14 protein-coding genes are annotated in these 12,348 nt (G+C 67.9%); 7 read left to right on the top strand and 7 right to left on the bottom strand.

The window, feature by feature from the left end; all coding sequences use genetic code 11:
• Positions 1-32: 32 nt before the first annotated feature.
• Both ELY19_RS16320 and ELY19_RS16315 read left to right on the top strand, forming a co-directional pair.
• Positions 33-308 carry an Lrp/AsnC family transcriptional regulator gene (locus ELY19_RS16320; RefSeq protein ID WP_126197162.1) on the top strand — a complete coding sequence of 92 codons (276 nt, stop codon included), beginning with the start codon at positions 33-35 and terminating at the stop codon, positions 306-308.
• A 165-nt stretch (positions 309-473) separates the two neighbouring features.
• Complete coding sequence (locus ELY19_RS16315; protein WP_164711625.1) at positions 474-1,448, top strand: hypothetical protein; 975 nt, start codon at positions 474-476, stop codon at positions 1,446-1,448.
• 84 nt (positions 1,449-1,532) lie between these two features.
• Here ELY19_RS16315 and ELY19_RS16310 read toward each other — a convergent pair whose 3' ends face one another.
• The 4 genes from ELY19_RS16310 to ELY19_RS16295 form a co-directional block, all read right to left on the bottom strand.
• A complete protein-coding gene (locus tag ELY19_RS16310; protein WP_126197160.1) occupies positions 1,533-2,384 on the bottom strand; it encodes an HpcH/HpaI aldolase/citrate lyase family protein in 852 nt (283 codons plus the stop codon).
• 74 nt (positions 2,385-2,458) lie between these two features.
• Complete coding sequence (locus tag ELY19_RS16305) at positions 2,459-2,926, bottom strand: aminoacyl-tRNA deacylase (RefSeq protein ID WP_227966892.1); 468 nt, start codon at positions 2,924-2,926, stop codon at positions 2,459-2,461.
• Complete coding sequence (gene trpD, locus ELY19_RS16300; protein ID WP_126197159.1) at positions 2,923-3,969, bottom strand: anthranilate phosphoribosyltransferase; 1,047 nt, start codon at positions 3,967-3,969, stop codon at positions 2,923-2,925. Before trpD ends, ELY19_RS16305 begins: the two co-directional genes overlap by 4 nt.
• 23 nt (positions 3,970-3,992) lie before the next feature.
• Positions 3,993-4,448 carry a hypothetical protein gene (locus ELY19_RS16295; protein WP_227966890.1) on the bottom strand — a complete coding sequence of 152 codons (456 nt, stop codon included), beginning with the start codon at positions 4,446-4,448 and terminating at the stop codon, positions 3,993-3,995.
• Between the two features lie 149 nt (positions 4,449-4,597).
• Here ELY19_RS16295 and ctaE point away from each other — a divergent pair, with 149 nt between their 5' ends.
• From ctaE to ELY19_RS16270, 5 genes are all read left to right on the top strand, one after another.
• Positions 4,598-5,212, top strand: coding sequence for an aa3-type cytochrome oxidase subunit III (gene ctaE, locus ELY19_RS16290; RefSeq protein ID WP_126197158.1), 615 nt, complete (start codon positions 4,598-4,600; stop codon positions 5,210-5,212).
• A 38-nt stretch (positions 5,213-5,250) separates the two neighbouring features.
• Complete coding sequence (qcrC, locus tag ELY19_RS16285) at positions 5,251-6,171, top strand: cytochrome bc1 complex diheme cytochrome c subunit (protein ID WP_126197157.1); 921 nt, start codon at positions 5,251-5,253, stop codon at positions 6,169-6,171.
• Positions 6,168-7,349, top strand: coding sequence for a cytochrome bc1 complex Rieske iron-sulfur subunit (gene qcrA / locus ELY19_RS16280; RefSeq protein WP_227966888.1), 1,182 nt, complete (start codon positions 6,168-6,170; stop codon positions 7,347-7,349). The genes qcrC and qcrA overlap by 4 nt, the downstream gene beginning before the upstream one ends.
• Positions 7,349-8,974: a cytochrome bc1 complex cytochrome b subunit gene (qcrB, locus tag ELY19_RS16275; protein WP_126197156.1), complete on the top strand. Its 1,626-nt coding sequence runs from the start codon at positions 7,349-7,351 to the stop codon at positions 8,972-8,974. The genes qcrA and qcrB overlap by 1 nt, the downstream gene beginning before the upstream one ends.
• Before the next feature lie 245 nt (positions 8,975-9,219).
• Positions 9,220-9,801 (top strand): nitroreductase family protein, encoded by a 582-nt coding sequence (locus tag ELY19_RS16270; RefSeq protein WP_227966887.1) that lies wholly within the window; start codon positions 9,220-9,222, stop codon positions 9,799-9,801.
• 1 nt (position 9,802) lies between these two features.
• Here the strand turns inward: ELY19_RS16270 and ELY19_RS16265 are convergent, their stop codons facing one another.
• From ELY19_RS16265 to ctaC, 3 genes are all read right to left on the bottom strand, one after another.
• Positions 9,803-10,525: a hypothetical protein gene (locus tag ELY19_RS16265; RefSeq protein WP_126197154.1), complete on the bottom strand. Its 723-nt coding sequence runs from the start codon at positions 10,523-10,525 to the stop codon at positions 9,803-9,805.
• 130 nt (positions 10,526-10,655) lie between these two features.
• Complete coding sequence (locus ELY19_RS16260; RefSeq protein WP_068521058.1) at positions 10,656-11,087, bottom strand: cytochrome c oxidase subunit 4; 432 nt, start codon at positions 11,085-11,087, stop codon at positions 10,656-10,658.
• Between the two features lie 3 nt (positions 11,088-11,090).
• Positions 11,091-12,197, bottom strand: coding sequence for an aa3-type cytochrome oxidase subunit II (gene ctaC, locus ELY19_RS16255; RefSeq protein ID WP_227966885.1), 1,107 nt, complete (start codon positions 12,195-12,197; stop codon positions 11,091-11,093).
• Positions 12,198-12,348 lie beyond the last annotated feature (151 nt).

Below are 12,348 nucleotides of genomic sequence, written 5' to 3'. Positions count from 1 at the left end.
CGCCAGCGCCAGCTCGACCGGAAGGCCCCGCAGTGATCACCGCGATCGTCCTCATCCACGCCGACGTGCACCGCATCCCCGAGACCGCGCAGGCCGTCGCGAACATCGAGGGCGTCTCCGAGGTGTACTCGTGCGCCGGCGACATCGACCTCATCGCGAAGGTGCGCGTGCGCGAGCACGATCAGATCGCCGACGTGGTCACCGAGCGGATCAACCGGATCGACGGTGTCGCGAGCACCTCCACCCACATCGCCTTCCGCGAGTACGCCTCGGCGGACGTCGACGCGGGGTTCGACATCGGGAACTAGATATTCAAGGTCGACGTCCGGTCAGCACCACCTTTGCCGCATTCCCGCCGATCAAGACGTTGCGGTAGCGAAACCCAGCCTTGTGCGCAACAATGAGCCATGCGAAAGCCTCATGAGAAGCGCCACTCGAACTCATCTTCAGTGTCCCCACTAGAGACCGCAATAGTGGTTGAGTTGCGCCCCAACGGGATATTTTCAGCGACGCAAATTCAAACAAATTCCAGCATTCGACAGATCGTCAGCCAGTCGCACTTCTACATTCTCGCACACAGGCCAGCGATTCGCGCTAAGGACCTTGGAGATGCGGTAGAATTCTTTGCCCGTGGACCATTTGACGGGTTCTCTGAAATCGAACTCAAAGTACCTAAGTCTTCAATTGAGCTTACCGTCGACAACGGCGGCCAGCGACTCATCCAGAACGAAGTATGGTTTCATTCACACGAAGTGTTATCTCAAGTACTCCGAGACAACCTTCCCGGCATCGCAAGCCTCGATAGGCTACACGAGCTCATTAAGTGGAAGATCGCCTACGTAGGCATGTCATACGGATCCGGCGAGGGATCGCTCACAGGCAGGCTAAAGGAGCACGACAAGCTACCGCTCCTGATGGACAAGTTCGGGGCACTAGGGCACGACATCAGAATCATACCAATGCATTCTGCGAGCACCTCTGCCCTATTCGGACCTGCCAACGAGGGAAAGCTCGCTTCCCCTGTTCCAGATCTCGAGAAACTCCTTGATTTCACATCGAGCGACGGTCGGCGGCAGACGTCAGCGATGGTCCGCGTCGTGGAAAACGTCCTTATCGCATATTTCCAGCCCGAACTGAACAAGCGCGAGAGGTCGTGGCCCAGCGTCGAATCAGCGCGAGCACTCCGCGACCACAATGCCCGATCGGTGGTTGTCGTGATTAATGGCACCGAGGTCACCTACTCCCTATTCAGCGACCGTCGCAATGTCCCGCGTCGGGGTTTCAGCTTACTTGCGGACCTCCACAGTCCAGGGGTGATCGACGTCGATGACTACAACGCTCAAGACAGCAAGAACATCGATCTTCCGATCTTCCTCAATAGTCTGACTGTGACGGCAAGTCAGGCGCAATCATCTTCGGCGATCCCACGCGCTTCGCGAGGAGATTAGTCGCAGGCCGCGTTCCCCAAGGACACCTCACCTCCGGGGGTATTACGGCCACTTCTATCGCCAAACATCGACTTCAATTGAGCCTCAGTAGCCGCTGTGGCTGACCTCCGCGGCCTCGACCTCGATGCCGAAGTCGACGGCCTGCTGCACGATCTTCTGAGCCCGGGCGAGGCGCGGCAGATCGGAGCCGTCGGTGATCTTGCCGCCCGACTTCTCGAAGGCGTCGATGAAGCCGTGCGCCCAGGCCACCTCCGACTCGCTCGGGCTGAGGCCGGCGTTGATGACGCCGGCGTGCTCCGGCGTCAGGCACAGCTTCCCGGACATGCCCATCTCCTTCGCCAGCGCCGTCCCGGTGGGCAGGTGCGCGATGTTCAGCGTCGGGCCGTCGATCGGCGCGGGCAGCCGGGCCGCGCGCGATGCGATGACCAGCTGCGACCGCGCGTAGGCCAGGGCGATCGGATCCTCGCCGACGGCGGTGTCGCGCTTGAAGTCGCCCGTGCCGAAGGCGATCCGGAACGTCGACGGGGCCGACGCGATCCGCTCGACGTTCTGCATCCCGCGGGCGGTCTCGACGAGCGCGAGGATCCGGGTGCCGTCGGGCAGCCGGTCGGCGGTGTCGTCGAGATGACTCGATCCCTCGGACTTCGCGAGCATGACCCCCTCGAGGCCCTCACACTGCTTGAGCGCGGCGCAGTCGGCGCTCCAGTACTCGCTCGCCGCGTCGTTGATGCGTACCCAGGCGCGGTGGCCCGTCGACAGCCATTCGACGGTGTCCGCCCGGGCCTGCTCCTTGTCCTTCGCGGCGACGGCGTCCTCGAGGTCGATGATGACCGCGTCGGCCTCGCTGGCCTGCGCCACGGCGAACGACTCGGGGTGGGAGGCCGGAACGAGCAGCCAGGAACGGGCGATCTGCGGGGAGACGGTGCGCTTACTCACGCCGCCAAGATTAGGCGCGTGGAACGCCTGATTCCACGAAATGGAATCTTTTGCGCGTTCTGTTCATTGTGTGCCTAGTCGGAGATGTCGGCGACCGTCGCGTCGTACGCCGCGATGAGCGCGTCCGCGTCGACGATCGCACTGTGTCCGTGCGCGCCGGCGCCGAGGGCCACCGTCGCCCCGGGGATCCGCTCGTCGACGTAGACCGGCCAGTCGCCGCGCGCCCCGACGGGCGTGATCGTGCCGCGCTCGTACCCGGTGGCCTCGAGCGCCTCGTCCGCGGGCGGCATCGCGAGCCGGTTCACGCCGACGACGGCGCGCAGCTTGGGCCACGCGATCGACCGATCGCCGGGGACCAGCGCGAACAGGTACGAACCCTCGCCGCGCCGCACCACGAGCGACTTCACCAGCTGCGACGGCGGCAGGTCCATCAGCGCCGCCGCCTCCTCCAGGCTCCGCGCCGCCGGGCGCGCGCGAACGGTCACCGTCAGCCCCCGGGCGGCCGCGTCCGCACGCATCCGGTCCAGCCCCGGCTCGCTCACGATCCCGCGATCTCCTGCGACAGGGCGACCCAGCGGTCGAGCAACGCGGCCGCCGCGCCCGAGTCGACCGCCTCGGCGACGCGCGGCAGACGCGCCGCCAGTGCGTCCTGCACCGACTCCCCCGCTGTGAGCCCCTCGTAGGCGGCGACGGCGCCGGCCGAGTTCAGCAGGACGGCGTCCCGGACCGGACCGGTCTCGCCGGCGAGGAAGGCCCGGGCGATCGCGGCGTTCACCGAGGCGTCACCACCCCGCAGGTCCTCCATCCCCACGCGGGCCAGGCCCAATTCGCGCGGGTCGACGGACTCGACGCCGACGCCCTCCTCCTGGACGCGCCACACCGTGGACGTCGACGTGGTCGTCAGCTCGTCGAGGCCGTCGTCGCCGCGGACGACGATGACGTGATCCTGGCCGCCCCGGTCCGCGAAGGCCTGCGCCACGACGGGCGCGAGGTCGGCGAACGCGCAGCCGATGAGACCCGCGGACGGACGGCCGGGGTTCGTCAGCGGGCCGAGCACGTTGAACACGGTCGGGATGCCGATCTCCTTGCGCGTGGCGCCGGCGAAGCGCAGGCCCGAGTGGAAGACGGAGGCGAGGCAGAAGCCGATTCCCAACTCGGCGGTGGTGCGGGCCACCCCGTCCGCGTTCAGCCCGATCGCGACCCCGAGCGCCTCGAGGCAATCGGCGCCGCCCGACTTCGACGACGCCGCCCGGTTCCCGTGCTTAAGCACGGGCACCCCGGCCGCGGCCACGACGATCGAGCTCATCGTGGAGATGTTCACCGAGTGCGAGCGGTCACCACCGGTGCCGACGATGTCGACCGCACGCCCCGCGAACGGCACGGCGGTGGTCAGCGAGAGCATCACATCGGCCAGGGCGCGGACCTCGACGGGCGACGGTCCCTTCATCTTCATCGCCACGCCGAAGGCGGAGATCTGCGACGGGGTCGCCCCGTCGCTCATGATCTCGGACATCGCCCACCGGGCCTGCTCCGCGCTGAGGTCGCGCTGCGAGGTGAGCTCGGTGAGAACCGTCGGCCAATCCATGGCCGCAACTGTAATCGGGACGGTCAAGCGGGAATCTGGAGCACCTGCCACAACACGGCCCTCCCGCCGTGCCGCGCGGTCACACCGGCCATCCTCGACCGCTCCTGGGAGACGTGCAGCGCGTCCACCTTCTGCACCCGTGCGACGGCGACGGTCTCGAGTCCCTCCGGGCCGGGCGTCCCGGCACCGTCGGGGGCCACCCGCTCGTACCGGTCCTGCGCGACGAGCCGCAGCACCTCGTCGACCTCCCCGGGCGGCAGTTGGAGGACGTGCCGCAGCACGCTCTGCGCCTCCGGGTCGAAGCCCTCCGCGGCGTCGAGGACGGAGGACGAGGCGGCCGCGTCGTCGCCCGACTCGGCCACGGGAACCAAACCGGGGTGCCCGGGCGTTAACTCTTCGACGGTGCGCGCGGAGAGGCGGCCGAGCAGACGCCCCAGACGGGTCCGCTGTTCGGGTCTGCCGTTGAGGTCGTAGGGCAAGGTCCGCCTTATCTTCCGATGCCGATCGGGCCGTTGACGTGGTGTTTCGAGTGTACGAGCGGAGGGCGTGGAGCCTGCCCGCGACATTCGACGCGCCCAATCTGCGACCCGGGTAGGCATTCGATACTACGACCGGTCATACTTGCGGAGTGACTAGCGCCGCACCGACCTCAGCTACAGCCATCACCCAGCGCGTGCACTCACTCAACCGGCCCAACATGGTCAGCGTCGGGACCATCGTCTGGCTGTCGAGCGAGCTCATGTTCTTCGCCGGGCTCTTCGCCATGTACTTCGTGGCACGAGCCGGAGCTGGGGAGAACGGATGGCCCCCCGTCGACACGAACATCAGCCTGGCGGCGGCCCTGCCGCCCACCATCGTGCTGATCGCCTCGTCGGTCACCTGCCAGCTGGGCGTCTTCGCCGCGGAGAAGGGCGACGTCTTCAAGTTCCGCATCTGGTACTTCGTCTCGCTGCTGATGGGTGCCGCGTTCATCGCGGGCCAGCTGAACGAGTACAAGACCCTGATCGGCGAGGGCCTCACGCTCAGCTCCTCGGTCTACGGCTCGGTGTTCTACATGGCCACCGGCTTCCACGGCCTGCACGTGATGGGCGGCCTCGTGGCCTTCATCTTCATCCTGGCCCGCAGCCGCGCCTCCAAGTTCACGCCCGCCCAGGCGACCTCGGCGATCGTCGTCAGTTACTACTGGCACTTCGTCGACGTGGTGTGGATCGGCCTCTTCGCCGTCATTTACATCATTCGCTAAAGACGTTTATCTCAGTCGCCATCACAGAGGGATAGCAGATGAGTTCAGCCAACTTTGAGCCCGCCGGCGAGGGAGGCGAGCCCGACGGTGCCGGGCGCGCGTCCAACGCCTCGGCACAGAAGGCCCGGAAGCAGCGCAAGCTCCGCCGCAAGCTCGCGAGCGCGACGCTGCTGGTCGGCGGCCTCCTCGCCGCGGGCGGTGTCGCCACGATCGCCAGCCCCACTCCGCAGGTCGCGATCGCGGACGACTTCGACGCCGCGCAGGTCGAGAACGGCAAGCGCCTGTACGAGACCTCGTGCATCAGCTGCCACGGCGCCAGCCTCGAGGGCGTGAAGGACCGCGGTCCGAGCCTGGTCGGTGTCGGCGATTCGGCCGTGTACTTCCAGGTGCACTCGGGCCGCATGCCCGCGACCGTCAACTCGGCGCAGATCGTGCGCAAGCCCGCCAAGTTCGACGCCAAGCAGATCGACGCCATGGGCGCGTACATCCAGTCCATCGGCGGCGGCCCGTCGATCGTGTGGGAGTACAACCCGGACGGTTCGATCAAGCGCGACGAGAACGGCAACCGCGTCATCGCGCAGGAGTCACTGCGCGGCAAGAACCTCGGCGCCGGCGCCGAGCTCTTCCGCCTCAACTGCGCCTCCTGCCACAACTTCACCGGCCGGGGCGGCGCCCTGTCCGGCGGCAAGTTCGCGCCGACGCTGGATCCCGCCAACGAGCAGGAGATCTACGCGGCGATGCTGACGGGCCCGCAGAACATGCCGAAGTTCTCGGACCGTGCACTGTCGCCTGAAGAGAAGAAGAACATCATCGGCTTCATCAAGAACGTCGGCGAGACCCAGTCCCCCGGCGGCCACGCCATCGGCGGCTTCGGTCCTGCGGCCGAGGGCATGGTGATGTGGGCCACCGGGATGATCGCCGTGGTCGGAGCCGCGATGTGGGTTGGGAGCAGGAATTGACCGCCAAGCCGTTGAACAACGTCCCGTCGGACGACGAACTGGACAACCTGTCCCACGATGAGCTGGTGAAGCTCGGGACCAACCTCGACGGTGTCGAGCTGGTCTACCGCGAGCCCCGCTGGCCCGTGCCCGGCACCCGCGCCGAGAAGCGCGCCGAGCGCACCGTCGCGCTCTGGTTCGTGCTCGCCGGCATCTTCGGCGCCGCACTGCTCGGTGTCTTCCTGTTCTGGCCGTGGAAGTACCAGGGCATCGACGACGCCCACTACTGGTGGTACACGCTGTACACCCCGATGCTGGGCATCACCTTCGGCCTGTCGCTGCTCTGCGTCTTCGCGGGCACCGTGCAGTTCACGAAGAAGTTCATCCCCGAGGAGATCGCGGTCCAGCAGCGGCACGACGCCGGCGGCTCGTCCAAGCTGGACAAGACCACCACGGCGGCGCTGTTCAAGGACGCGCTGGAGACCTCCACGCTCCCCCGCCGGAAGATGATCATCGCCTCGGCCGGCTTCGGTGTCGGCGTGCTCGGCCTCGGTGCCGCGGCCGGCTTCATCGGCGGCCTGATCAAGAACCCGTGGGCCAAGCGCGAGGCCTCGCCGCTGTGGCACACCGGCTGGTCGCCGTACTGGAACTCGCTGGAGAACGACTTCTCGAGCGAGCTCAACGACGAGCCCGTGTTCCTCCGCAACGACGTGGGCGACCCCTACAAGGTCAAGCTCGTGCGCGCCGAGGACCTCGACGCCGGCGGCATGATGACGGTCTTCCCGTGGCGTGCGTCGGACGGCTTCGGTGAGACCGAGGAGTCGCGGCTCAAGCTGCTCCACGGCCTCAAGGGCATCCGCAACCCCGTCATGCTGATCCGCCTCCGCCCCGAGGACGCCGTGCGCGCCGTCAAGCGGAAGGGCCAGGAGAGCTTCAACTACGGCGACTACTGGGCCTACACCAAGGTCTGCAGCCACTTCGGCTGCCCCACGTCGCTGTACGAGCAGCAGACCAACCGCATCCTCTGCCCCTGCCACCAGTCGCAGTTCAACGCGCTCGAGTACGGCAAGCCGGTCTTCGGCCCCGCCGCCCGCGCGCTCGCGCAGCTGCCGATCTCGGTCAACGAGCAGGGCTACATGGTCGCCAACGGCGACTTCATCGAACAGGTCGGACCGGCCTTCTGGGAGGCGACGCACTGATGACATCCTTCGGAGATCGGATCGGCCACCAGGCCAACGATCTGGATTCGCGGTACCACTTCGCGCCCGGCATCCGTCGCCAGATCAACAAGGTCTTCCCCACGCACTGGTCGTTCATGCTGGGTGAGATCGCGCTGTACAGCTTCGTGATCCTGCTGCTGTCGGGCGTGTACCTCACGCTGTTCTTCGACCCGTCGCTGTCGGAGGTCCACTACGAGGGCGCCTACGAGCCCCTCCACGGCGTCGCGATGTCGCGCGCCTACGCCACCACCCTGGACATCTCGTTCGAGGTGCGCGGCGGCCTGTTCGTCCGGCAGATCCACCACTGGGCTGCCCTGATGTTCGCCGCGTCGATCATCATCCACATGGCCCGCATCTTCTTCACCGGTGCGTTCCGCCGCCCGCGTGAGGCCAACTGGGTCATCGGCTGCGCGCTGCTCCTGCTCGCGATGTTCGAGGGCTTCTTCGGCTACTCGATCCCGGACGACCTGCTCTCGGGCACCGGCGTCCGCGCCGCGATGTCGGGCATCGTCGTGGGTCTCCCCGTGATCGGCACCTGGGTCCACTGGGCGCTGTTCGGCGGTGACTTCCCCGGCGAGCTGCTCATCCCGCGCCTGTACGTGCTGCACATCCTGCTGTTCCCGGGCATCATCCTGGCGCTCATCGCGGGCCACCTCGCCCTCGTCTGGTACCAGAAGCACACTCAGTTCGCGGGCCCCGGCCGCACCGAGGAGAACGTGGTGGGTGTCCGCATCCTCCCCGTCTTCGCGGTCAAGACCGGCGCCTACTTCGCGGCCACCTTCGGCATCCTCGCCCTCATGGCGGGCATCTTCACGATCAACCCGGTGTGGACGATCGGCCCGTACGATCCGGCGAAGGTCTCCGCGGGTTCCCAGCCCGACATCTACATGATGTGGACGGACGGCCTGGCCCGTCTGTGGCCGGCGTGGGAGCTGTACTTCTGGGGCCACACGGTTCCGGGTGCGGCCTTCGTCGCGGCGATCGTCGGCGTCATCATCGGCCTGATGTTCGTGTACCCCTGGGTCGAGAAGAAGCTCACCGGCGACGATGCGCACCACAACATCCTGCAGCGTCCCCGCGACGTGCCGGTGCGCACCGCGATCGGCGCCATGGCCCTGTCGTTCTACATCCTGCTGACGCTGGCCTGCGTGAACGACATCATCGCGCTGAAGTTCCACATCTCGCTGAACGCGACCACGTGGCTCTTCCGCATCGGCCTGGTCATCGTGCCGCCGGTCGCCTACTGGCTGACCTACCGGTTCTGCATCGGCCTGCAGCGCGCGGACCGCGCTGTGCTGGAGCACGGCATCGAGACCGGCGTCATCGTGCGCCGCCCGAACGGCGAGTTCATCGAGCTCCACCAGCCGCTCGGCCCGGTCGACGATCACGGTCACGCCGTGCCGCTCCCCTACGAGGGCGCGGTCGTCCCGACCAAGGCCAACCAGCTCGGCGCCGCCGGCAAGCCCGGTACGGGCTCGTTCCTGCGGGCCGACCCGGCCGACGAGCAGCGTGAGAACGCCGAGCGCGATCACGAGAACGAGCTCAAGGCGCTCGAGGCGCTGAAGAAGGTCCAGGACAACGGCGGCAAGATCGACGTCGAGTAGTCCTGACGAAGCCACTGCGGCCCCTCCCCCACCCCGGGGAGGGGCCGCAGTCGTTTCCGGGTCCGACGCCGGCGGTCTCCGCCGCGCCGGGCCGGCGGTCTCCGCCGCGTCGGCGTGCGCGGCACGCGGGAAGTACCCAGCGGTCCGCCGGCCCCTGCGTACGCGACTCCCGGCGGGACACCCTCCCGCACGCGGAGGTCACGCACCAGGACACGCGCTCGGGTGCATCGCGCACAATGGACGCCGTGAGCACCTGCGAGATCCCGGCCGTCCCGGAGATCCATCCGGCCGTCCTGCGCCGACACAGCCCGATGGTCTTCGACCACGGCGTCGAGATCAGCGACGCCATGCTCGACACGATCCTCGACGCGGGCCGCCTCGCGCCCTCGGCCGGCAATTCGCAGCCGTGGGCGTTCATCGCCGGTCGCCGGGACGACGCCGTGCACGCGCGGATCGTGCGCCATCTCGCCGGGAGCTCCGCTCGGTGGGCGCCCGACGCCTCCGCGATCGTCGTGAACCTCGCCCGGGTGCTCGTCGCGGACACGGACTGGGAGTACTCGGAGTTCTCCCGCTACGACCTGGGCCAGGCCGTCGCGCACATGACGCTGCAGGCCTTGTCGATCGGCATCGACGCGCACCAGTTCCGCGCCTTCGACCGCGAGGCCGTCGCCGCCGAGTTCGCGGTGCCGCAGGAGTGGGAGGTGACGTCGATGACGGCGTTCGGGGTCGCCGCGCACGCGGCGGGTGCCGTCGCCGGAGTCGCGCGGGAGCGGCGCAGCCGGGACGACGTGACCTGGGCGCGGGCCCGGGGCGACGCCCCTCGGTGAGTCATGCCAGGCGCAGCCGCAGCAGGTAGCTCTTCTGCCCGACGGGAGCTCCCGGCTCGCCGAGGCAGACCTCGTGCCAGGCACCATCGACGGCGATCAGCCCCCGCTCGCGCAGCTGCACGGCGAAGGCCTTCGCGGTGGGCGTCAGCGCGGCGGACCACCGCCCGTCGACGCGGGTCTGCAGGTACGACGATGCCGGCAGGTCCAGGCAGTGCACCCGGGCCAGGCTGAGTCCCTTGCTGGCCTCGAGCTGTTCGAGCACGTCCCCCACCTCGGCCTCGTCGATCCACACCGGCCTGCGCAGGAGCAGGGTCCAGCGGGCGGCAGCGGTGTCCTGGGGCGTCACGTCGCCGCGAAGACGTTCGAGGGGCGGCATCCGGAAGTCGGTGCGTGCGGCCTCGTCGGCGCCGGGAGTGCCGCGCCGGTAGAGCGCCTTGTTGCGCACCTTGACGCCGTAGGCGGCCGCGTAGAGCGCCTCCGCGGCCGCGCGGAAGTCGTCCGAGGTGCGGGGGCTGCCCACCGCATCCACGGCCAGGTAGGAGCGACGCGGTGCCTCGACGACGCCGAGGTGCCCGACGGTGCCGTACGCTCCGCCCCCGTACGCCTCGGGCTCCGCGTCGGCGAAGTCGAATTTGGTCCTCGGCGGAGCGACGGTGCCGCCCCTGCCGCGCACCTCGTCGGCGGTGAGCTTGCGTACGGACAGCCCGGCTCTGGCCTGCGTCATGGCTTGCATGCAATCAGGCGGAGACGACCTGCGGAGGGCGCCGCGGTGAACGCGGACGGAAGAACGACGCCCGCCCCGGTGAACTGACTCTCTCAGAACCGGGGCGGGCGTCGTTTCGACGGCTACTGCGTCAGTGCTTCTCGGGACCCTTGTGGTACTCGAAGACGAGGCCCCACGCAGCGCCCACGACGAGCAGGCCGCCGAAGAACCACAGCCAGTACAGCTGCAGGGCGACGGAGATGCCGACGACGGCGACCGAGGCCGAGAGCAGGATGGGCCACCACGAGTGCGGGCTGAAGAAGCCCAGCTCGCCGGCACCGTCGGAGACCTCGGCGTCCTCGTAGTCCTCGGGGCGGGTGTCGACGCGGTTGGACACGAACCGGAAGTACGTGCCGATGATCAGCGTCAGGCCACCGGTGAGGAACATGCCGGTGACGCCGACCCACTCCACGGCGCCGTAGCCGTAGCCCGGGCCCCAGATCGCCGTCGCGACGGTGTACAGGATGCCCGCGAGGAAGAAGAACGCGGTGAGGAACTCGAAGAGTTTCGCTTCGACCTTCATGGGTCAGTTCGCTCCTTCTGCGTTGACGGGCGCGGTGCTGTTGCCCGACGGGGTGCGGCCGGTGCGGCGGGTGTCGAACGGGAAGGTGCTGGTGGAGACACCGACCTCGCCGATCGCCTCGAGCGCGGCGACGTTGTCCTTACCGCCCTGGCGCGCCTCGATGTACTTCTTGAAGTTCTCCGGCGTCACGGCGCGGATCTCGAAGTTCATCATGGAGTGGTAGTCGCCGCACATCTCGGCGCAGCGGCCGACGAAGGCGCCGGGCCGGTCGATGCTGGACACCTGGAACTTGTTCTGGGTGTGGTTCTGCACCGGGTTCGGCATCACGTCGCGCTTGAAGGCGAACTGCGGGACGTAGAACGAGTGCACGACGTCGGCGGAGGCCAGGTCGAACTGGATGCGGGTGTCGGTCGGCAGGACCAGGACGGGGATCTCGGCGGACGAGCCCTGCACCTCGACGGTGCTGAACTTCAGGTAGTCGCGGATCTCCTGGAAGCGGCCGTGGTTCGGGCCGCGTTCGGGCTGCGCCTCGACGTGCCCGTGCTCCTTCATCTTCGCAGCCTCTTCGTTGAGCTTGGCGATGTCGGGCTGCTTGCCGTACGGGTTCTCCCGCTCGAGCTTGACCTTGTTGCCGTCGAGGGTGACCTCGCGGTACGCGAAGCGCCAGTTCCACTGGAAGGCGGTGACGTCCACGGTCACGCCCGGGTTGTCCTCGATCTTCTCGACCTTGGTCTGCACGACCACGGTGAAGTAGAAGAGGACCGCGATGATGAGGAACGGGATCGCGGTGTACAGCAGCTCCAGCGGCACGTTGTACGCGGTCTGCCGGGGGAAATCGGGCGAGTCCGCCTTGCGCCGGTGCTTGGTGATGGTCCAGAACGTGAGGCCCCAGACGAGGACACCCATGATCAGGGCGGCCACGACGGACCAGCTCCACAGCTCCGTCATGTCACGGGCCTCGGGGGTCACACCCTCGGGCCAACCGAAACGCATCACCTCGTCGACGTCGCAGCCCGCGAGAGCGAACATGCTGACGACGAGCCCGGCGGCCAGAACCAGGCGCTTACGCCAGGACGCGGCCCCACCGTGGGCGTTACTTCCGGGTGCCAATGTCGCGCCTTCCTGCTGAAACACGGTCAGTGCTACGGGGCCCGATCCGGACCGTCTCCCCGTCCGGGAACTCACGGCCGGGGCTGCACGTTCCCCTTGTACTACGCAGCGTAGACCAACGGGACGGGGTCCACGTTGCGGGGTCGGCAAA

The sequence above is a fragment of the Tsukamurella paurometabola genome (genome assembly GCF_900631615.1).
Classification (GTDB): Bacteria; Actinomycetota; Actinomycetes; order Mycobacteriales; family Mycobacteriaceae; genus Tsukamurella; species Tsukamurella paurometabola_A.
This window is presented reverse-complemented; position numbering and strand designations above follow the sequence as displayed.

Bases quoted from the DNA above. Each gene is read 5' to 3' on its own strand.
- trpD (WP_126197159.1), bottom strand. From the start codon at position 3,969: ATGGATTGGCCGACGGTTCTCACCGAGCTCACCTCGCAGCGCGACCTC.
- qcrC (WP_126197157.1), top strand. From the start codon at position 5,251: ATGAGTTCAGCCAACTTTGAGCCCGCCGGCGAGGGAGGCGAGCCCGAC.
- qcrB (WP_126197156.1), top strand. From the start codon at position 7,349: ATGACATCCTTCGGAGATCGGATCGGCCACCAGGCCAACGATCTGGAT.
- ELY19_RS16265 (WP_126197154.1), bottom strand. From the start codon at position 10,525: ATGACGCAGGCCAGAGCCGGGCTGTCCGTACGCAAGCTCACCGCCGAC.
- ELY19_RS16260 (WP_068521058.1), bottom strand. From the start codon at position 11,087: ATGAAGGTCGAAGCGAAACTCTTCGAGTTCCTCACCGCGTTCTTCTTC.